The sequence below is a fragment of the Paenibacillus sp. FW126-R14 genome (assembly GCF_058789495.1).
The window spans coordinates 97,497-117,938 of record NZ_JBYTBS010000003.1 but is presented as its reverse complement, the minus strand read 5'-3'; the positions used below and the strand labels follow the sequence as shown (position 1 = coordinate 117,938).

The following is a 20,442-nucleotide window of genomic DNA, read 5'->3' as shown; positions in this document are numbered from 1 at the left end:
TATACTCTCGGTAGTCGAAAAAATAAAATCCAAATCCGAGGTGTCGATTATGAATCAAACAACAAAAGCACACGAACAACGCATTGCCATCGTAGGGGCTGGCCCCGGTGGGCTGACGCTGGCGCGAATCCTTCAGCAGCATGGCTTAAAAACCGTCGTCTATGAACGCGAATCATCCCCTAGTAGTCGCAAGCAGGGCGGTTCCCTAGATATTCATGAAGATTCCGGGCAAAGAGCGCTCCGCGAGGCGGGATTAATCGAACAATTCGAAGCGCTTGCCCGGTATGAGGGACAAGATTTCCGGCTGCTGGACAAAACCGGCAAAGTTTACATGGACGAAGTAGCTGAGCTCCACGAGGGGGATCGGCCGGAGATCGATCGCGGTACGCTGCGCGAACTGCTGCTGAATTCCGTGGACCCTGCAGGCATTCACTGGGGATATGAGCTGGTTCAAGCGATCCCTTTGGCCAATGGCATGCATGAACTGCACTTTGACAACGGGCATGTGGATACTGTCCACCTGGTTGTGGCTGCGGACGGGGCCTTCTCCCGCATTCGTCCGCTGCTGACCGATTCCGTGCCTGTCTACAGCGGACTAAGCATGGTCGAGGTTTATCTGGATAATGTCGCTGCGGCTCATCCGGACATCGCTGCTTTTAACAGACGCGGCAAATTGTTCGCCCTTGATGACCATAAAGGCATTCTGGGACAGCTGAATGGGGACGGACGTCTCTGCGTTTATTTAGCGTTCCAAGCTGAACGCGAGTGGCTGGACACCTGCGGCATTCCGTTCGATCAGCCCGAAGAGGCAAAGCAGCAGCTTCTGCAGCATTTTGACGATTGGGACGAATCGTTGAGAAATTATATCCGAGCCATTGATGGCCCTATGACTCCGAGACGTATTTATACGCTGCCTGTCGGTCTCAAATGGGCTCACAAACCAGGCGTTACGCTAATCGGCGATGCGGCGCATCTGATGTCTCCTTTTGCAGGGGAAGGTGTGAACTTAGCCATGCAGGATGCCGCGGAGCTCGCGCTGTCCATTACCCAGCATGGGGACGTTAACGAGGCGGTCCGCCTCTACGAGGAGAAAATGTTCGCCTATTCGTCCGTCTCTGCTCAAGAATCTTTTGACAATCTTGAACTATGCTTCTCCGACGATGCCGCGGCCAAATTGACGACGCTGATGAACCACTATCATGAAGCTGCGGATATGCAGCGTTAATTCGGAGAAAATGGGCGAAAGAGGCAAATTAGGGTAGAATAAGAAGGAACGGATACCGATTGAAGATCCGGTTTACTATCCTAATAGGAGCGAAATCTCGATGAAGCCTACAACGATATTGATTGCGGATGACGAAGCGGAGATTGCAGATCTGATTGCTTTGCATTTAGAAAAAGAAGGGTACCATTTGATCAAAGTATCGGATGGGCAAGAGGCCATTCGGGCCACTCAGTCGCACTCGATTGATTTGGCGATCTTAGATATTATGATGCCTAAGCTGGATGGTTATGAAGTAACGCGTCAAATCCGGGAACAACATCATATGCCGATTATTTTTTTGAGTGCCAAATCGTCGGATTTGGATAAAATCACGGGCTTGGTGATGGGGGCTGACGACTATATGACCAAACCTTTCAATCCTATGGAGCTTGTTGCCCGCGTGAATGCTCAGCTGCGCAGATCTATGCAATTGAACATGCCAGCGGCAGCAAGCAAATCTGTCATTGAAGCGGGTGGATTGACGATTGATCCAGACCGGCGGACCGTCATTCAGTATGGTGAAATCATCGAACTAACGCCGAAAGAGTTCGATATTCTGTATTTGTTGGCATCTCACGCCAAGAAAGTGTTTAGTGTGGAAAACATTTTCCGGCAAGTTTGGGGCGAAGCCTACTATGAGGGCGGCAATACGGTTATGGTGCATATTCGAACCCTGCGCAAAAAACTGGGCGAAGATCACAATAAAAACAAATGGATCAAAACCGTTTGGGGTGTAGGATACACATTCAATGGCTAACATGATGCGAAGTTTTCGTTTTAAAATGATCGTATTATTAGGTCTTAGCATGCTGTTCTCAGGCATCATTACGTTCATACTCTATAAAGTGCTGCAACTTTATTATATGGGTGTGCGGGCCGAAGATCCTTTAGCCAAATTTCGTCACCTGATTTACAAATTCGGAGATCTTAATTTCTTTTTAATCGTCTTTATCCCGCTTGCTATTTTATTTTTCTTTTTCCTCACCAAGCCTTATGCGACCTATTTCAATGAGATTTCGGCAGGTATTCATCGTCTTGCGAGCGGTGACTTCCAGAGCCGTGTATTCATTTCATCGAATGACGAATTCAAGGAGATTGCGGAAGATATCAATATGGCTAGTGTAAAGCTGCAGAAAGCGGTGGAGAGAGGCGATTTCGCAGAAAGCAGCAAAGATCAGTTAGTCTTGAATTTAGCCCATGATTTGCGTACCCCGCTGACTTCGGTTTTAGGTTATTTGGATTTTATTCTTCATGACAAAGAGTTGACTGCGGAACAAATTAAACATTATACGACCATTGCTTTTACCAAGTCAAAAAGGTTGGAAAAGCTGATTGATGAACTGTTTGAACTCACCAGAATGAATTACGGGATGCTGACCATTGAAAAAAAGCACATCGATTTAAGCGATCTTCTCAACCAACTCAGTGAAGAGCTGTATCCTGTTTTTGAGAAAAGTCAGTTGTCAGTCAGATTACAGGTTACTCCGCAATTGAAAATTTGGGGTGACGGCGAGTTGTTGGCACGTGTATTTGAAAATCTGCTGACGAATGCCAATCGATATGGAAGAGATGGTCAATTCGTAGATATCCACTGTTATACGGATGCCAGCGATGTCGTCGTCCAAATCATCAATTATGGCAATCGCATTCCGGAAGAAGAACTGCCCTATCTCTTTGATATGTTTTATACCGGGGATCAAGCTCGAACGCATCAAGGAGGGAGTACCGGCTTAGGGTTGTTTATTGCGAAAAATATTGTGGAGCAGCATCAAGGAACGATTTCCGTTCAAAGCAATAGGATTCGAACGCTTTTTGAAGTGCGTTTGCCGCAATGACCGGTTGAATTTAAGAAAAATTTTATATTTGCCCCACTTCTTTTTTAAACAGTTTGTCCTATCCTGTACGCATGCAAGTTAAGGAGGGAACAAAATGAAGAAGTGGGTTTTTTGGCTTGTCATCATCGTGCTGCTCGGCTATCAAGCCTTTCACCAGGAACCGGACGCCGCGAACGGCGATCAAGGGAAGGAAAACAATGAAGCCTATGCGATGAATGCCAGAAGGAACGATCTTACGTTAACAATCACAAAAGATCAAATTTACCAAGGGGATCTAGTCCTGATTAATAAAGAGTATCCTGTCCATCAAGCGGGAATGCAAAGAGATGTGGTCAATCTGTTTCAGCATAAGGAGTTGGTAAAGGGGTTCGGTTTGTTGGATCATACCGTTCAATTGTCGCAGCGGGTGGTGCAAGCCTTCTCGACAATGGTTGCAGCAGCCGACGAAGAAGGTGTAAGTCATTTTATGATCAACAGCGGTTATCGAACCAATAAGGAACAAAGTCAGCTTTATAAAGAAATGGGGCCGGACTATGCTTTGCCGGCGGGCTACAGCGAACATAACTTAGGTTTGGCACTGGATATCGGATCTTCGCAAAAGGAGATGAGTCAAGCTCCTGAGGGCATTTGGCTTACGAAAAATGCATGGACGTACGGGTTTATTTTACGCTATCCCAAAGACAAAACGGCCGTCACCGGCATCCAATATGAACCTTGGCATTTCCGATATGTTGGTTTGCCTCACAGCGTGATTATGCAGCAGAAGAATTTAAGTTTGGAACAATACTTGGCATATTTGAAAGAACAAAAGACGGTTTCGACTACTGTTCAAGGCGTGAAGTATGAGATTTCTTATTATCCGGTTTCTAAAAACACGACCATTCAAGTTCCGGGAGATCGTCACTATGAGATTTCAGGCAACAATATGGATGGCATCATTGTGACTTTCCGTTAACCGATTCGTCCGGGTCAGTTCCTTTCGTTTCTTTGCCGAAAAACAACAGCGTTAGCGCTCCGAATAAGATGGCGACGAAGAAGATGATGAAAATCGAGGTGATGCTGTGCCCTTTAGCTACGAGCAAACCGACGAGGTACGGACCGATGATGCCGCCGATACGTCCGAATGCTGCGGCAAAACCTACGCCCGTCGAGCGGACGCCGGTAGGATACAATTCTGGCGTGTAGGCATACATAGCGCCCCATGCGCCGAGATTGAAGAACGACAGGCTAATGCCTGCTGCAATCAGATTTCCTTCCGTACCGGCCGTACTGAACCATAATGCGCTCACAGCTGTCAGCAGTAAATAAGTAACAAGCACAAATTTGCGACCAAACCTCTCAATAAAGTAAGCTGCCGTGAAATAGCCGGGTAGCTGCGCTAAGGTCATGATCAAAACATATTGAAAGCTTTTTACGAGACTAAAGCCTTTCAAAACCATAACCGTTGGCAGCCACAGAAACATACCGTAATAGGAAAAAACCACAATGAACCAAAGCACCCAAAGCGTGCCGGTCGATTTGCGGTATTTGGCTGACCAAACCGAGACGATGCGCTCTTTGAATGTCAGCTTGTGACCGCCATGCGCGATAAATCGCGGTGAATCTTGAATAGCTCTTCTTAGATAAATCGCATACAAAGCGGGCAGTGCGCCTATGAGAAAGGCAGTTCTCCAACCGTAGACAGGTATGACGAAATAGGCAATCAATGCCGCGACAATCCATCCGCACGCCCAAAAGCTTTCCAGCAGCACGACGGCGCGTCCCCTGTCTTTTGCAGAGAACGATTCGGAAACAAGTGTGGAAGCAACGGGAAGCTCGCCGCCAAGACCGAACCCGGTTATGAAGCGCAGAAGACAAAGCATCATAAAGCTTGTTGCTAACGCAGAGAGTCCGCTTGCCGCAGAAAAAATAAGCAGCGTCGCCAGAAGGACGGCACGACGTCCGTAGCGGTCGGCAGTTGCGCCTGCAATTGCAGCGCCAACCGCCATTCCGATTGAATTGATGGCAGCCAGGAAGCCAATTTGCTGTGCCCCTAATTTCCATTCGACGGCCAGCGCGGCTACGATAAAGGAAATAATCCCTACATCCATCGCGTCGAAGAGCCAGCTTATTCCCGCGCTGAACAGCAATTTTCGTTGAGACGGTTCACGCAGCAATGATGTTATGCTCATGTTGATTGCTTCTCCCATCCGCGAACTTTTACCCTATTTTCCACCGATCCGCCTTTTTCATGCATACATGCTGAAATCTACTCTCGCAGTCTATTCAATCATGAATTCCTGGTATATAATGGGATGCGTTCCGTTTTATTGTTGCATATATGATACAGGAGGGTGTGTATGAAGATTTCTTTTCAAAGAGGGGTAGTTTCGATTTTGGCGGCGGTATGGATTGCGACGGTTGCGCTGCCGATCGGCGCTCAAGCGAGCAGCGATCCGGCTGCCTATCCAGACGTACCCGGAGATTATTATGCGAGTCAAGAAATCGCCCTTCTGAAGCAGAAAGGCATTATTGATGCAGAGGAAGACGGCAGCTTTCACCCGGATGATGCCGTAACGCGCGGGGATGCCGCAGAATGGCTCAGTAAGGCGTTAAAGCTGAACAAGCCGAAATCGCTGAATGCATTTAAAGACGTAGCGGAAACCAGCCCGTATGCGGAGGCGGTTAATGCTTTGAAAGAACAAAACATCGTCCAGGGCAATGACGGGCTGTATCAGCCGGATGCGCTTCTGACGCGGGAACAGATGGCGAGCTTGCTGGTGCGTGCTTTTCAGCTTAAGGATAACGGTATCCAGGCTTGGCTGAAGGATGAAGCCGTCATTTCCAAAGTTCATCATGACGATGTCATAAAGCTGAAGCAAAATTTTATAACGGATCAGCTTTCGTTTATGCCGCAGAATCAGGTGACCCGAGCACAGCTGGTATTATTTATCTATCGTACGATTTCTCAGAAGGAAGAGACGGCGCAAGGTTCCTACACTCTGGATGACTTCTTGCAGCTGCCGAATAAAGCGGCAATGCGGCTATCGCCTGACGGCAAAACGCTGGCCTACCTGCAGCCATGGGAAAACCGGATGAACCTGTATGTTCAAAAGGTCGGAGAGACGCAAAGCACCCGGCTGACGAGCTCCAAAGATGAAAATATCGGTCACATGTATTGGATTACCGATAAGGTGATCGTCTATTCGATCGATAGCGGCGGGACGGAAAACACGCATATCCGGGCTGTTAAAGTCGACGGTTCCGGCGACAGCGATCTGACTCCTTATCCGAATGTAAAGGCGGAGCTTCTCGATGTTGTGCCTGCCGAGAATGAAAGCGATCTAGAGCTCTTGCTGACAATGAATAAGCGAGACCCCAAAGTTATGGACGTATACAGGGTTAAGCTGAGCAGCGGAGAAACGAACATGCATGCGCAGAATCCCGGAAACGTTAAATTGTGGGCGACAGACAATTGGGGAAGAGTTCGGGCGGCGCTCGCCAGAGACGGCGAAAAGACAAGCCTGCTCTATCGGGAAGACGAGAACAAAGCCTTTGAGAAAATTGACACGTTTAACGCGAGTGATACCTTTGTTCCTGCAATGTTCACCTTTAATAACGAGCAAATCTACGCGGCTTCCAATGTTGGAAGAGATAAGATGGCTTTAGTGAAATATGATCCGAATACGAGGAAAGAGACGGAAGTTGTTTATGTGAATAACGATGTGGACATTAATGACATCATCGTTTCCTATAAGAAGCAGTCCATTCTGGCCGTCTCGTATGAAACGGATGACATGCAAATGCATTATTTGGACAAAGAGTTTGAAACGCTGTCCCATACCATCGAAGAAAAGCTGAAAACCCGCCATTGGGGCCTGATCGGATCGCCGGACAGGGACGTGCTGCTTTTGTACTCGGGAAGCGATAAATCTTACGGCAGCTATTATTTGTATGACCGCAAGACAGATAAGCTCGACAAAATTGCCGATATTCAGCCGAAGATCGATGAGAAGAAGATGGCGGACATGCAGCCGATTTCTTATAAAAGCAGGGACGGATTGACGATCCATGGCTATTTAACGCTTCCCAAAGGCGCTGCCGCCTCTAAACTGCCCCTTGTCGTCAATCCGCACGGGGGACCGTGGGATCGCAATTCTTGGGGCTATAATATGGAAGCGCAGCTGCTTGCCAACCAAGGATATGCCGTGCTGCAGCTGAATTTCCGCGGTTCCGCCGGCTATGGAAAAGCATTTCTGCATGCCGGGGACAAGCAATGGGGCAAAGCCATGCAGAACGATATTACCGACGGTGTGAACTGGCTGATCCAACGGGGGACGGCAGATCCTGAGCGCATTGCCATATACGGGGCCTCTTATGGCGGATATGCGACACTGGCAGGCATGACGTTTACACCTGATTTGTACGCGGCCGGCGTAGATTATGTGGGGCCGTCTAGTCTCCTTACTTTTATGAAGACTACGCCTCCGTATTGGGAACTCGATCTTCCGATGATGTATCTGCAGGTCGGCGATCCGGTGAAAGATAAGAAGCTGCTGGAAGACGTGTCGCCGCTGCTGCATGTCGATCAAATTAAAGCGCCGCTGATGATTGCCCAAGGTGTGAACGATCCTCGCGTGAATAAAGCGGAATCGGACCAAATCGTCGCAGCGCTGCGCAAGTTAGATGTAGACGTTCCCTATATGCTCAAGAAAAACGAGGGACACGGTTTTAACAAGCTGGAAAACGAACGCGATTTTTATCAAGCACTCATTCATTTCCTTAATAAGAACGTGAAAAACAAGAAAAAATCAGCCTGATGATTGATATGCCAAGAAAACCTGATGTGACGAGGTTTCTTGGCACTTTTTTTTGCCGCCGGACGAAGTTCGTTTCCAGATTTGCTGGAGAAGATATCGGATGATATGATTAGTGAACTGATCAAAAGCGTTATGCGATGATAGAAGGAGGGCATTATGGATCACATTTCAATTCAAGAAAGCGAAAGTAATAAGAAAATCGGTTGGCATTTCGACAACAGTTATGCGCGTCTGCCGAAATTATTTTATAGCCGTCTGCACCCGACTCCTGTGAGTTCTCCGGAAATCGTCATCTTAAATGGACCGTTGGCAGCATCACTCGGCTTGGACGCTCAGGCTTTGCAAAGCTTTGAAGGCGCAGGGCAGCTTGCCGGCAACGAGATTCCCGAAGGCGCTTTGCCGCTTGCACAAGCCTATGCCGGTCATCAATTCGGGTACTTTAACATGTTGGGGGACGGTCGGGCGAATCTGTTGGGAGAGCATCTTACTCCTCAAGGCGTGCGTGCCGATATCCAGCTAAAAGGCTCCGGGCGGACGATTTACTCCCGCGGAGGCGATGGCCGGGCGGCGCTCGGACCGATGCTGCGTGAATACATCATTAGCGAAGCGATGCAAGCGCTCGGCATTCCGACAACACGCAGCCTGGCGGTGGTCGCCACCGGTGAGACGGTGTATCGCGAAACGGAGCAGCCGGGTGCGATTCTTACCCGCGTAGCCGCGAGTCATCTGCGCGTTGGCACCTTCCAATTCGCTGCCAAGTTTGGCACCGAGGAAGATCTGCGGGCATTGGCCGACTACACCTTGCAAAGACATTTTCCAGAAGTAGATCAAGATGAGAACAAGTACCTGATGCTGCTTAAGGAAGTCATTAAGCGTCAAGCCGCGCTGATCGCCAAATGGCAGCTCGTTGGCTTCATTCATGGCGTGATGAACACTGACAATATGGCGATCAGCGGGGAAACCATTGATTATGGTCCTTGCGCGTTCATGGATGCCTATGACCCAGCTACGGTTTTCAGCTCTATCGATTCACAAGGCCGCTACGCTTATGGCAATCAGCCGCGCATTGCCGCGTGGAATCTGGCGAGATTTGCAGAAACTTTATTGCCGCTATTGAATGAAAATGAAGAACAGGCCATTCAGATCGCTGAAGCCGCGCTTGCCGATTTTTCCGACATGTATCACCGGAACTGGCTTTCGGGAATGAGAGCGAAATTGGGCCTCTTTAATGAAGTGCAGGAAGATATGTCTCTGATCGATGACCTGCTCGGTATGATGAAGCAATATGGAGAAGACTACACGAATACTTTTCTTGCTTTGACTTTTGATAAAAAGGAAGAGATCTTCTTGTGCGGCACTACCGAATTTGCGCATTGGCATGAGCGCTGGCAGGCAAGGCTTAGCAGGCAGGATGAACCGCAATCTGCTTCGCAGGAGTTGATGCGAAGCAGCAACCCTGCTGTCATACCGCGGAACCACCGGGTAGAAGCGGCACTGGAAGCCGCAGCGAAGCATGGGGATTACAGTGTCATGGAAAAGTTGTTGGCAGTTCTTGCGAACCCCTATGCGCATACCCCCGAACAGGCTGAGTATGCAGCACTGCCGGCGCAATCATCCGGTCCTTACCGAACTTTTTGCGGGACATGAGATTGCAGGTTGGAGCAAGGAATAGGTAGGCGAAGGATGTAGCAGGAAGATCTCCCTCTAAATTGCTCGTAGGATGAGCTTATAGGGAATATAAAAGGAAAACCTCCCGATAATTTGACCGGATTTCGTAGATTTTCACGAATCGGTGCAAATAGCGGGAGGTTTTCCAGTTAAATGGGATCTAACAAGCTTCTGTAGTGAATTAGATGGAACTTTTCCCTTTTTTTAACCATAGAAGCATTGCTGCTGGAGTTTAAATTTGTTTCGCTTCTTGTGCGTTTGGCTCGAGCTGACCCCTGGTGCGATCGTCGAGAGGTTTCTTGCGAATCAGGACAATAATGGCTATCAGAGCAAGTAGTAGGAAAATGACGGATCCTGTGATGGATGCTGCGGAGGCATGAGCCAATATATACTGAGCCTGCTTGTGCGGCGCTGCTCCGATAAGCGGATGATCAGCGGCGGAGCGGCTGGCCGAGCCGAACACGGTAATCAGGATGGCAAGCCCCAAGGAAGCGCCCATTTGATGCGCGACATTGACCAGACCGGAAGCTGCCCCTGAATCGCCGCGCTCAACACCGGCTATTCCCGATGATGTAAGAGGGATAAAAACAACCCCGGCGCCGATGCCTAGAATGACTAGTGGAATCGCGATATTTGGAAAATAGGACGTGTCAAGCGTGATACGGCTTAGCCAGGTCATACCTGCAAGGGCAATGATTACACCGCCGATCAGCAATTTGGTGCTGCCAAAGCGGGACATCAAGCCAGGTACGGCGTAGACCATGCCAAACATGACGCCTGTCATCGGAATAAACGCGATTCCTGCAACGAGAGGATTAAAATCGGTAACGCCTTGCAAAAATTGCGTCAGGAAAAAGAACATGGCAGACATGCCGCCTACAAACAGCAATCGAGCTATATACGCACCGGTACGTTCACGGCTGGCAAACAAACGCAGTGGCGTGATCGGTTGTTCGGCTCTCTTTTCAATACGGATGAACATGGCGAGCAGTACAGCTCCGGCAAGGAAGGACACGATGGTTCCACTATTGCTCCAGCCGTCAGCGGCGGCCCGGACGAAGCCGTACACAATGGATGTCATGCCAAGCGTCGAGGTCACGGCGCCGATAATATCGAAGCGCCCTTTGAGCCGCGGTGTTTCCATCAAATAGCGGGGAGCCAGCAGCATAATCACGATGCCAATGGGGACATTGATGAACATCCCCCAGCGCCAAGAGATCAGGTCGGTTAAGATGCCGCCCAGCACAAGACCGACACTTCCGCCTGCGCCGGAGACAGCGCTGTACAAGGAGATGGCACGCATCCGCTCCTTGCCTTCCGGGAAGCTTACCATGAGTAAGGCAAGCGTAGCCGGTGCAGCAAATGCGGCAGCTAACCCTTGAATCGAGCGGGCAATTAACAAGCTCTCTGCGGAATGGGCCAATCCGGCAATCAACGAAGCCAGTGTGAATAAGCCGATACCCATCATGAAGATGCGTCTGCGGCCCAATAAATCTCCGGCTCGCGCGCCAAGCAGCAGAAGTCCGCCGAAGGTCAACGAGTAAGCATTTTGTACCCAGGATAAGTCTGTTGCGGATAAGTGCAGGCTGCGCCCGATTTCAGGCAGCGACGTGATAACAATCGAACCGTCCAAAATAATCATAAGCTGGCAGGCAAGTATGAGGGCCAGAACGATCCGTGAGGAGATGGAGCGTCCGGTTAATTCGGTCGTAGATGAAGACATCTGGGAATCTTCCTTTCAGGTTTGGAATGTTTATTCCAAGTTATCATACTGCCTGAAGGGAATGGAGTCAACACTTTTTTGGAATATTCATTCCAAGGTGAGGGGTGGAATCGTGAGAATCCAGCTAATTAACGTGGGAAAAGACGCCTAAATTCAAAAAAACGGAGAATAAATATTCGGAATACTTGACGAGCCTAGCTGCACATACTAAAGTTGGGTTTAACGAGGTGTGTACAATGAGCAAACGCGACGATATTTTGAACGCGACGTTGGATTTGATCGACGAAGAGGGGCTGCAATCCGTAACTTTTGCCAAAATTATGAAGAGGGCGAATGTCGGATCTGGAACTGTCTTTAATTATTTCAGCAATAAGGAAGAGCTGGTGAATGAGCTGTACCGGGCATCCCGCAAACTTCTTGGCGAGAAATTGATGATGGGTTTCGACCCCGAGTTAAGTTTGTATGAGCGCTATAAATGTTTGCAATCGAACAGGATTCGGTTTGCGATGGATTTTCCCAAGCATTTCCGCTTTATCGATGCGTATTCCTATTCGCCTTGCATTAAACCTGAACTGCGTAAAATGGATGATGACAGCGCGTCCAGAGAAGTCGTTTTGTCCCTGATCAAAGAAGGGCAAAAAAACGGCGTCATCCGGGAAATGGATGTGAACATTTGCCATTCCATTATGCACGGCATCGTGACGGCCATTGTCAAAGGCTTTTACGTTAACAAATATGAGTTAACCGATATACAAATTCAGCAGACACTCGAAGCGTCATGGAAAGCTGTTTTAGTTTAAGTTTTGGAATGCATATTCCATTTGATCGATTAAGCTAGCAGGAAGAAAGGGGAAACTACAGGGGGCTATTTTGCTAGAATAGCCATTGTGGACGAGGTTGAGGATACTAGGGTCCACTATTTCACCTTTGGGAGCAGCTAGTGACAGCTTTAATGTGAAATAAGACCCTATTGTCCCCTCCGGTCACCCGAAAATCCGCTTTCCGCGGAAATAAGGGAATAGAGTTCCCACAACAGGCGGATTCAAGTTGAGCCGGTACCATTCCCGAGCCGGAATTGCCCCGGCGTGGTGTTCTCGAACTTTTTAAACACTTTGAAAAAATGCCGCGGATTTTCATAGCCTACGAGCTCGGCGATGGTGTTGATCGGCCACTCCGGGTGATCTTGCATGAATTGTTTGGCTTTGGCAAGCCGGAACGTATGCAAGTAATGAAGAAACGTAAGGCCTATTTCTTTGCGAAATAGCATGGAGATGTAATTGGGATGCATGTGTACATGATCGGCGACTGTATCCAGCGATAAATCCAGTTTGTAATTTTGTTCGACAAAAGTAATGATTTTATCGATAGCTTGGATGTGCGGTTGGTGGTGTTCCTGGTGTTCTTGGCGGCGCTCAAACGGAAGGAGCTTTCCGGAGATTGCGGATACGTGCGCATCTTCCAGCCCAGCGGGGCAGTGTGTGCCTATGCAGTGAAGAAACTGCTCGCGAAGTTGAGTATGGCAGTCAGCGTCTCCTGAAAAAAGAAGATGGAAGGACTGCATATCCTTTTCGATTTGCTCGTAAGAAAGCGCATTGTCCATGGATCGATCCAACGAAAAGTAGCGATTGCACAACATAGCAGCCATTGCTTTAATGTACAGTTCGCGCAAACTTTCCTTATCCTTCTCATTTCCGCTTACTCCGATATGGTATCCCGCGCACTGCGAGCCGGCACTCCAGTAAAGATCGCCGCAGGCCATCTGGATTTCGTCATCCGGAAGTCCATCCTTGCCATTAACAAGGAGAACGGCCTGTCGCAAAAATCGGGATTGGAGGATGTAGGCCTTCCTATTCATTTGCATGAGAGCATGACAAATCGCTTCGAGTCGTTCGGTGGTCAGCAGAGGAGTGCCTCCGTACGCTTGAATGACAACGATCATCGTATAGGGGTCAGGAAGCATGGTCTGCAGCAGCTCCGGCTTGAGGGGCATGTCCTCCCAGGGCGTATTGTAGAGAATATGTTCTTTGAGCAGCAAAAGGTCATGCTTTTCAGACTGCTGACGTTCTATGCGAATGTCCTGTTCGATTTTCCGCAATGTGCCCAGCAGCTCATCTTTATTAATCGGTTTTAAAAGATAGTCCATAACATGATAGCGCAACGCTTGTCTGGCATAAGCAAAGTCGCCATAGCCGGTAATGATGACGAAGCGGTCACATAGGTTTTGAACTTGTATTTCTTTAATAAGCGCAAGCCCGTCCATTTCCGGCATATGAATGTCGGTAAGGATCAAATCGGGTTGAAAGAGCGTCAGCTTGTGCAGGGCATCAATACCGTCAGCAGCGCCAACGATTTCGGTAAAAGAGGTATTCTCTTTCTCGATCATGCGGATGATACCGTTCAAAATGATAGGCTCGTCATCGACAACCATCAGTTTCATTGTGTTGCCCCCTTACTTAATTTGAGCAGACATGTCGTTCCCTCGTTAAGCTTACTCTCCATTTGAATGCCCGAACCTTCGCCAAAAAACATTTTTACGCGCTCGTTTACATTCATCATACCGATGCCTCCGTCGCTGATCTGCAAAGCTTGCGGATCTAATGTGCCATTCAATACGCGCTGAATAAGCTTAAGCCTATCTTCCGCTATGCCTGCACCTGTATCGCTAACCTCAATGAACATAAAGGTGTAATCTTCCCAGATGCGGATGGAGAGAGAAACTTGTTTTCTTACACTCGCGATGCCGTGAACGATACTGTTTTCAATGATGGGCTGCAACATATAATGCGGACAAACAAAGTTATTGATAACAGCGTCTATCGTGAAAGATACCTGCATCCGGTCGCCCAGTCTGATTTGCTGAATTTTGATATAATCTTTGACATTTTCCAGTTCTTCCTGCAAATGAGTTCCGCTTTTCGTTCCCGACAAACTGTAGCGGAACAGCTTGCCGAGCGTATAGGACATCTCCGCCGCTTCCGGGTCATCGTTGGCTTCCGCAATCATGCGGATAGATTCCAGCGTGTTGTAAAGGAAATGAGGCTTAATTTGCGCTTGCATCATTTGATAAGCCGATTCTTTCCTGAGCATTTCCGACCGGTGCACGGTGTTGACCAACTCGTCCATCCGCCGGATCATTGCATTATAGGAGGAGGTCAGATGTCCGACTTCGTCTTTGTTAATTTCTCCATGATACAGTGGGAAATAGTTTTCGTCGACCTGCCGCATATGCTTGGAAAGTTTCAAAATGCGTTTCGTAATTGAACTGGCGATGAGATAGTACATGCCGGAAAGAAGCAATAGCAGGGTAGCGACCATCAAAACGAGCACATATTTGTTCTTTTTGATCCCGCTAAAGACATCGTCTACTTGCTCCATCATGACAAAATGCAGCTTAATATTGTCGGCATAAAACGATTCAATCAGCATTTTATTTCCGGCAACATTTTGATACGAATATTTAGCGTTTGATAGGAAGGCATCGGCTAACAGGTTTTTTTCCGCATCCTTGGTAAAGTGGATTTTTTCAACACGGGAGACGACCTGCCGGTCTTGGTCAAGCACATACAAATTGCTCTTGCTATTGAAATTGAGCGATTCGTATAAAGGTTTAATTAATTTCGAAGTGACTTTAATATCAAGCAGACCGATGTCCTGTTCGAAATTGCGGTTGCCGATTTTGTGTACATAATGGAGGTCGATGTTCGGATCGGACACGTTATTCACCGTTACCCATTTACCGACGCCAAGCGGGAGCTTCTGAATGCTCTCGTCCAGTTTAAACTCGTCCATCTTCGCCATTTCGGGACGAAAAATCATGCCGTTCTGCTGCTCCATATAAATGGTCATACCGTCAATCATGCTATTCGACGAAAGAATATAAGAGAATAAGGGCCTGATATAGGTCAAGAAATTGGATACTTGTTCAAAATCGGTCCGGTAGTTCCCACTTAAATAGGCGATTGTATTCGAATTATTTTGGAATAATTGATAGGCCGATTCAATGTGTGCGGTGCTAATATTTATGTTGTTCAGCACTTGATTCACGATTTTTTGTCTGCCTTGCGCGTATTCTTCAAGAAAGCTGTTGTAGTTCTGGTTATAAAGGAACAGGCCGAACGAAATGATCGGAATAAAGATGATGAAGATGTAGCCAATCGCCATTTTTTTAACAATGGACAAGTTCTGGAAGTTAAAAGCAGGTTTCTTCGGAATAAGTTTCACCACCTTATAAATGGACAGTTCAGCTTAAAAATGATCCCTATAAATTTGGTTACCAGTCCTTTATGATAAAACTTGTAAGCGCTTAATTATGGCGGATAAGCAAATGCAGCGTGGAGGGGAGTACCATGAGTATAGCATTTCGGATGGTAAAGAAAAACTGGCAGCTCTATCTGATTATTTTGCCGTCGCTCCTTTATTTAATTGTGTTTAAATATGTGCCGATGGCCGGCGTGCAGATTGCGTTCAAAAATTATATGGTAACGAAAGGGATATGGGGGAGCGATTGGATCGGTTTTAAGCATTTTATTGAATTTTTCAAGCTTCCTATTTTCTGGAGAATTATCAAAAACACAGCATTGCTCAGCCTTTACTCACTTCTAGTCGGCTTTCCGGCGCCTATCATTCTTGCGTTAGCCTTAAATGAATTGAAAAACGGAGTTTTTAAGCGGACGGTACAGCTCGTCACTTTCGCTCCCTACTTTATTTCAACCGTGATCATGGTTTCGATCATTATGTTATTCCTGTCGCCGCAGCTGGGCTTCGTCCATCTCCTGGCGGATAAGTTCGGATTTCCAGCGGAAAATATTATGTCGAAGCCGGAATATTTCAAAACGGTCTATGTGCTTTCCGATGTTTGGCAGTTTACGGGTTATGCCTCGGTCATTTACATCGCCGCTCTGGCAGGGGTGGATCCGCATCTGTATGAGGCGGCTAAAGTGGACGGCGCATCGCGCTTCCAACGGATGCTGCATATCGATTTGCCGAGTCTCCTGCCAACGGCTGTCATTTTGCTCATTCTGAATGCAGGGCAAATCATGAACGTAGGGTTCGAAAAGGTGTACTTGATGCAAAATGCCATCAACGTTGGAGCATCCGAAGTCATATCCACTTATGTTTACAAAATGGGCTTGGTCGGAGCGAATTTCAGCTTCTCTGCAGCGGTCGGACTCTTTAACGCCGTTGTCAACTTGCTGCTGCTCATTGGTGTAAACTATGTGGCCAGGAAAAATTCTGAAACGAGTTTGTGGTAGGAGGTCGAACCTATGGTTAATGCTGAACAGACATTGTCGCTAGAAAGGCGCACATCGCCTACCCGCGTGCTCGAAAGCCGAATTGACCGCGTGTATTTATTCTTCGTCTACTTGTTTTTGGTCATTTGCTTAGTCATCGTTGCGTATCCGCTTATTTATATTATAAGCTCGTCATTTAGTTCATCGTCAGCCGTTATCTCGGGAAAAGTTTGGCTGCTTCCGGTTGAGCCTACGCTTCGTGGCTATAAAGCGGTGTTTCAAAATCCGCAAATTTTGACTGGGTATGGCAATTCGTTATTCTATCTGTTCTTCGGCACGCTGCTAAGCGTTTCATTGACGATTACGGCGGCTTACCCACTTTCTCGAAAAAACTTTTACGGACGCAATGTGATAACGGCCTTATTCGTTTTTACGATGCTGTTCAGTGGGGGATTAATCCCTTATTATTTGACCGTTAAAGGACTGGGCATGCTCGATACGAGATGGGCTATGATTATTCCGGGCGCAATTTCCGTTTGGCAAGTCATTCTAGCCAGAACGTTCTTCCAGACATCGATTCCATCGGAATTGACGGAGGCCGCACATCTGGATGGATGCAGCGACTTCAAGTTTTTGATGCAGATCGTCATCCCGCTGTCCAAACCGATCATTGCTGTTCTCGTGCTTATGTATGCGATCGGCTACTGGAATTCGTACTTTGAAGCTTTAATTTTTTTGAAAAGCGCCAATTTGTATCCGCTGCAGCTTATTTTACGGAACATACTCATCCTAAACTCGATTGACCCTACGATGATTAAAGATGTCAGGGAGCTTGCGGAAAGACAGGGCTTGAAGGAGCTGCTGAAATATTCGCTGATTGTCGTCGCAAGCGCGCCTGTTCTTATTTTATATCCATTTGTTCAAAAGCATTTTGTGAAAGGATTGTTGATTGGTTCACTGAAAGGCTAAATTCAAAGCCGCAATGAAAGGCGGGATGCGAGGCAGCGGAACAGCTCGGGTTTGCCCCCAAGGGATGAATGAGCGAAGACAAACAAGGAGGGTTTTGAGTATGGGGATTCTAAGTACCAGAAGAACATGGAAATCGGTAGCCCTGATCGTATTCATTACTACGTTTGTAGTCGGCTGCACATCGGGCAGCGATGATCCGAATGGCAGCGCTAGCCCTAAGGGGAGCGGAGGCGCAGACGGGGGGAGCAGCGTGAATGCAACGGGCTTTCCCATCGCCAAAAATAAAATTGCAATGAGCGCTTTCGCGCCGCAATCGGCTAATATTGCTGATCTGAATACGAATTGGTTTACCAAATATTTGGAAGAAAAAACGAACATTCACTTGAACTGGCAGCTTGTACCGGGCGAAGCGGCCGCCTTGAAAGAGAAAAAGCAGTTGCTGCTCGCAAGTGGCGACTATCCGGATATTTTCATGTCAGGGGATCTGACGAAAGAGGAGCAGCTGCTGTACGGTCAACAAGGCGTTCTGCTCCCGCTAAACAAGTTGATCGATCAATATGCGCCGAATATTAAGAAAGCGTTCAAGGATATTTCCTATCTGGAAAAAGCGATTACGGCGCCGGATGGCAACATCTATGCGATTCCTTCCGTAAATGAATGCTATCACTGCCAGTTTTCGGCCAAAATGTGGGTGAACACGAAATGGCTGCAAAAGCTTGGGCTTAGCGCTCCAAAGACGACGGATGATTTTTATAACATGTTAAAAGCGTTCAAGGAGAAAGATCCGAACGGCAACGGCAAAGCGGATGAAATTGCGTTCACCGGCTCGCCTACGGGATGGCATACGGATATTGAAACGTTCGTCATGAATGCGTTCGTCTATTTCAATGCCGATAACAATTATTTCGTGTTGAATGGCGGCAAGCTTGGAACGGCCGTTGATCAGCCAGGCTTCAAAAAAGGTTTGCAATATTTGAATAAGCTGTACTCGGAAGGCTTGATCGATAAGGAAGCGTTTACGCAAAAGTCGGATGCGCTTTCTCAAAAGGGGAACAGTCCGGACACGGCCATTGCCGGGGCGATTCCGGCAGGCTGGTTCGGTGAATTCACTGATGCGTCGCCAACCGCAACACGCCACAAAGACTATGATCCGATTGCGCCGCTTACGGGACCGGATGGCGTCTCGTACACAGCTCACTACATCGGGATCGGGAATTCTGTATTTGCCATTACGAACAAAAACAAAAATCCGGAAGCCGCCATTCGCTTGGCTGACTATCTCTACTCGGACGAGGGTACAACGTTGTCCAACTTCGGGGAAGAAGGCCGCAACTGGGTGAAGGCGGACGCGAACAATAAGAACACACGCGGAACCGCAGCCAAATTCAAAGTGAAAGAAACCTCTTACGGCGTAGGCCAAGTGCAGAACGACCATTGGAATCAAATGGGGCCGAACCTGCGTTCGTCCGAATATCGCGAAACGGCCTATGCGGCAAGCCAGGACATTTACACAATGGATGGTTTGGAGACCCGTTTGTACAAAGCGACAAAGGAATTGTACGAAGGGCATCAGCCGAAGGAAGAGTTTCCGACGGACATCTTCTTGACCAACGAACAGGCGAATCAGGTCAAGCAATTAAAGCCGATTATTACGGATTATGTGAAGCAGTCCATGCTGCAGTTCATCATGGGGGCCAAAAGCATTGACAAAGATTGGGATGCTTACTTAAAAGGGCTCAAAGATTCCGGTATGGATCAATTTATTAAGATTTATCAGGATGCGTACGACAAAGGATATAAAAAATAACGGCATACAAGTTGAGAAAGGAAATCGGAAGATGCAGCGCATTTTGGTTGAAGAATACCGCGGTGATGTGCTCGAATGCACGCATGCCGGCCATATTTGCGGTGTCGATGACACGGGGCGCATTCGGTATTCGGCCGGCAATCCGCTTCACATGACGTACTTGCGTTCGGCGGCTAAACCGTTTCAGGCGATTCCGGTTCTCCAGCATGGCATTGAGCAGCTTTATGGGTTTACCGGCAAGGAGACGGCGGTTATCGCCGGATCGCACCGGGGTGAACCGTTCCATATAGCAGCCGTCGAATCTATGCTTCACAAAATTGGCATCGGCGAAGAGAGGCTGCTCTGCGCTTCGACGTATCCCTTAAACGCAGACGCCAGGGATGACGCCGTACGTCATAACCTGCCGAAACGGCGGGTGTACCATAACTGCTCCGGCAAGCATTCCGGGATATTGGCGCTGTGCAAAGGAGGAGGCTATGACATCGCATCCTATTGCGATCCCGTCCATCCCGTCCAAAAGCAAATCTTGCATACACTTGCTTCGCTCTCCGAGGTACTGGAAGCGGATATTCCGATCGGGACGGACGGGTGCGGATTTCCCGTCTTCGCCCTTCCGCTCGACGGATTAGCCAGAGCTTACCTGAAGCTGGCTTGCCCGGACTTGATCGCTGATCCGCAAGTCAGGTCCGCCGTTGAGAAACTGACTGCGCTGATGAGCGAGCACAGTGAAATGATTGCCGGCACAGATTTTATATGCTCCGTCCTGCTAAGGGATGCGAACATCGTCGCAAAGGGAGGCGCCAAAGGCGTTTACTGCTTCAGTTTGAAGAACGAACGCTTGGCTTTCGCGTTGAAGGTGCTGGACGGTTCCGAGGAGGAATGGCCGCTCATTGTCGCTGCGATTCTGGAGCAGATCGGTTATACGAACCGTGCGACGATAGACGACTTGTACCGGATTTCTCAGTTGAAGATCAGGAACGACGCCAACCGGATCGTTGGAAACAGCAAGGCGGTATTCGATCTTACCACGGATCAGGAATAAAATGTAACGGACCCCAAGGCAACTATTCATGTAATCAGCTTGAAATTGAGCTGACAACTTGTCTAGTAACGACTCTGGGGTCCGTTTATTCATGTGATTTAGGG

General features: G+C 48.1%; 15 protein-coding genes. 11 read left to right on the top strand and 4 right to left on the bottom strand.

Going from position 1 to position 20,442, the window contains the following annotated elements:
• Nucleotides 1-49: 49 nt before the first annotated feature.
• The 4 genes from AC3WRW_RS03000 to AC3WRW_RS02985 all read left to right on the top strand — a co-directional run bounded on the left by AC3WRW_RS03000 (nt 50) and on the right by AC3WRW_RS02985 (nt 4,054).
• The gene (locus AC3WRW_RS03000; protein WP_492544857.1) at nt 50-1,225 is read left to right on the top strand and encodes an FAD-dependent oxidoreductase; all 1,176 of its coding nucleotides are present in this window, start codon (nt 50-52) and stop codon (nt 1,223-1,225) included.
• A gap of 100 nt (nt 1,226-1,325) precedes the next feature.
• Entirely contained in the window at nt 1,326-2,021 is a 696-nt protein-coding gene (locus tag AC3WRW_RS02995) for a response regulator transcription factor (protein WP_492544855.1), read from the top strand.
• Nucleotides 2,014-3,099 carry a sensor histidine kinase gene (locus AC3WRW_RS02990; RefSeq protein ID WP_492544853.1) on the top strand — a complete coding sequence of 362 codons (1,086 nt, stop codon included), beginning with the start codon at nt 2,014-2,016 and terminating at the stop codon, nt 3,097-3,099. Before AC3WRW_RS02995 ends, AC3WRW_RS02990 begins: the two co-directional genes overlap by 8 nt.
• A 94-nt stretch (nt 3,100-3,193) precedes the next feature.
• Nucleotides 3,194-4,054 carry a M15 family metallopeptidase gene (locus AC3WRW_RS02985; RefSeq protein WP_492544851.1) on the top strand — a complete coding sequence of 287 codons (861 nt, stop codon included), beginning with the start codon at nt 3,194-3,196 and terminating at the stop codon, nt 4,052-4,054.
• On the opposite strand, the gene AC3WRW_RS02980 is transcribed toward AC3WRW_RS02985, so the two are convergent.
• The gene (locus AC3WRW_RS02980) at nt 4,035-5,270 is read right to left on the bottom strand and encodes an MFS transporter (protein WP_492544849.1); all 1,236 of its coding nucleotides are present in this window, start codon (nt 5,268-5,270) and stop codon (nt 4,035-4,037) included. The genes AC3WRW_RS02985 and AC3WRW_RS02980 overlap by 20 nt on opposite strands.
• A gap of 168 nt (nt 5,271-5,438) precedes the next feature.
• Here AC3WRW_RS02980 and AC3WRW_RS02975 point away from each other — a divergent pair, with 168 nt between their 5' ends.
• Nucleotides 5,439-7,898 carry a S9 family peptidase gene (locus AC3WRW_RS02975; protein WP_492544847.1) on the top strand — a complete coding sequence of 820 codons (2,460 nt, stop codon included), beginning with the start codon at nt 5,439-5,441 and terminating at the stop codon, nt 7,896-7,898.
• 156 nt (nt 7,899-8,054) lie between these two features.
• Nucleotides 8,055-9,545 carry a protein adenylyltransferase SelO gene (locus AC3WRW_RS02970; protein WP_492544845.1) on the top strand — a complete coding sequence of 497 codons (1,491 nt, stop codon included), beginning with the start codon at nt 8,055-8,057 and terminating at the stop codon, nt 9,543-9,545.
• Nucleotides 9,546-9,798: 253 nt separating this feature from the next.
• On the opposite strand, the gene AC3WRW_RS02965 is transcribed toward AC3WRW_RS02970, so the two are convergent.
• The gene (locus AC3WRW_RS02965; protein WP_492544843.1) at nt 9,799-11,289 is read right to left on the bottom strand and encodes an MFS transporter; all 1,491 of its coding nucleotides are present in this window, start codon (nt 11,287-11,289) and stop codon (nt 9,799-9,801) included.
• A gap of 236 nt (nt 11,290-11,525) precedes the next feature.
• Between AC3WRW_RS02965 and AC3WRW_RS02960 the strand changes: the two genes are divergently transcribed.
• A complete protein-coding gene (locus AC3WRW_RS02960) occupies nt 11,526-12,089 on the top strand; it encodes a TetR/AcrR family transcriptional regulator (RefSeq protein ID WP_492544841.1) in 564 nt (187 codons plus the stop codon).
• A gap of 242 nt (nt 12,090-12,331) precedes the next feature.
• Here the strand turns inward: AC3WRW_RS02960 and AC3WRW_RS02955 are convergent, their stop codons facing one another.
• Nucleotides 12,332-13,726, bottom strand: a complete 1,395-nt coding sequence (locus AC3WRW_RS02955) for a response regulator (RefSeq protein ID WP_492544839.1) — start codon at nt 13,724-13,726, stop codon at nt 12,332-12,334.
• Nucleotides 13,723-15,513, bottom strand: a complete 1,791-nt coding sequence (locus AC3WRW_RS02950; protein ID WP_492544837.1) for a sensor histidine kinase — start codon at nt 15,511-15,513, stop codon at nt 13,723-13,725. The genes AC3WRW_RS02955 and AC3WRW_RS02950 overlap by 4 nt, the downstream gene beginning before the upstream one ends.
• A gap of 122 nt (nt 15,514-15,635) precedes the next feature.
• Here AC3WRW_RS02950 and AC3WRW_RS02945 point away from each other — a divergent pair, with 122 nt between their 5' ends.
• From AC3WRW_RS02945 to AC3WRW_RS02930, 4 genes are all read left to right on the top strand, one after another.
• The gene (locus AC3WRW_RS02945; protein ID WP_492544835.1) at nt 15,636-16,541 is read left to right on the top strand and encodes an ABC transporter permease; all 906 of its coding nucleotides are present in this window, start codon (nt 15,636-15,638) and stop codon (nt 16,539-16,541) included.
• A gap of 12 nt (nt 16,542-16,553) precedes the next feature.
• Entirely contained in the window at nt 16,554-17,489 is a 936-nt protein-coding gene (locus tag AC3WRW_RS02940) for a carbohydrate ABC transporter permease (RefSeq protein WP_492544833.1), read from the top strand.
• 100 nt (nt 17,490-17,589) lie between these two features.
• On the top strand, nt 17,590-19,296 hold the full coding sequence (locus tag AC3WRW_RS02935) for an ABC transporter substrate-binding protein (RefSeq protein WP_492544831.1): 1,707 nt from the start codon (nt 17,590-17,592) through the stop codon (nt 19,294-19,296).
• On the top strand, nt 19,268-20,338 hold the full coding sequence (locus tag AC3WRW_RS02930; RefSeq protein WP_492544829.1) for an asparaginase: 1,071 nt from the start codon (nt 19,268-19,270) through the stop codon (nt 20,336-20,338). The genes AC3WRW_RS02935 and AC3WRW_RS02930 overlap by 29 nt, the downstream gene beginning before the upstream one ends.
• Nucleotides 20,339-20,442: the final 104 nt, after the last annotated feature.

Excerpts from the sequence above, each read along its gene's own strand:
- AC3WRW_RS03000 (WP_492544857.1), top strand. The coding sequence starts at position 50 with ATGAATCAAACAACAAAAGCACACGAACAACGCATTGCCATCGTAGGG.
- AC3WRW_RS02995 (WP_492544855.1), top strand. The coding sequence starts at position 1,326 with ATGAAGCCTACAACGATATTGATTGCGGATGACGAAGCGGAGATTGCA.
- AC3WRW_RS02990 (WP_492544853.1), top strand. The coding sequence starts at position 2,014 with ATGGCTAACATGATGCGAAGTTTTCGTTTTAAAATGATCGTATTATTA.
- AC3WRW_RS02985 (WP_492544851.1), top strand. The coding sequence starts at position 3,194 with ATGAAGAAGTGGGTTTTTTGGCTTGTCATCATCGTGCTGCTCGGCTAT.
- AC3WRW_RS02980 (WP_492544849.1), bottom strand. The coding sequence starts at position 5,270 with ATGAGCATAACATCATTGCTGCGTGAACCGTCTCAACGAAAATTGCTG.
- AC3WRW_RS02975 (WP_492544847.1), top strand. The coding sequence starts at position 5,439 with ATGAAGATTTCTTTTCAAAGAGGGGTAGTTTCGATTTTGGCGGCGGTA.
- AC3WRW_RS02970 (WP_492544845.1), top strand. The coding sequence starts at position 8,055 with ATGGATCACATTTCAATTCAAGAAAGCGAAAGTAATAAGAAAATCGGT.
- AC3WRW_RS02965 (WP_492544843.1), bottom strand. The coding sequence starts at position 11,289 with ATGTCTTCATCTACGACCGAATTAACCGGACGCTCCATCTCCTCACGG.
- AC3WRW_RS02960 (WP_492544841.1), top strand. The coding sequence starts at position 11,526 with ATGAGCAAACGCGACGATATTTTGAACGCGACGTTGGATTTGATCGAC.
- AC3WRW_RS02955 (WP_492544839.1), bottom strand. The coding sequence starts at position 13,726 with ATGAAACTGATGGTTGTCGATGACGAGCCTATCATTTTGAACGGTATC.
- AC3WRW_RS02945 (WP_492544835.1), top strand. The coding sequence starts at position 15,636 with ATGAGTATAGCATTTCGGATGGTAAAGAAAAACTGGCAGCTCTATCTG.
- AC3WRW_RS02940 (WP_492544833.1), top strand. The coding sequence starts at position 16,554 with ATGGTTAATGCTGAACAGACATTGTCGCTAGAAAGGCGCACATCGCCT.
- AC3WRW_RS02935 (WP_492544831.1), top strand. The coding sequence starts at position 17,590 with ATGGGGATTCTAAGTACCAGAAGAACATGGAAATCGGTAGCCCTGATC.
- AC3WRW_RS02930 (WP_492544829.1), top strand. The coding sequence starts at position 19,268 with ATGCGTACGACAAAGGATATAAAAAATAACGGCATACAAGTTGAGAAA.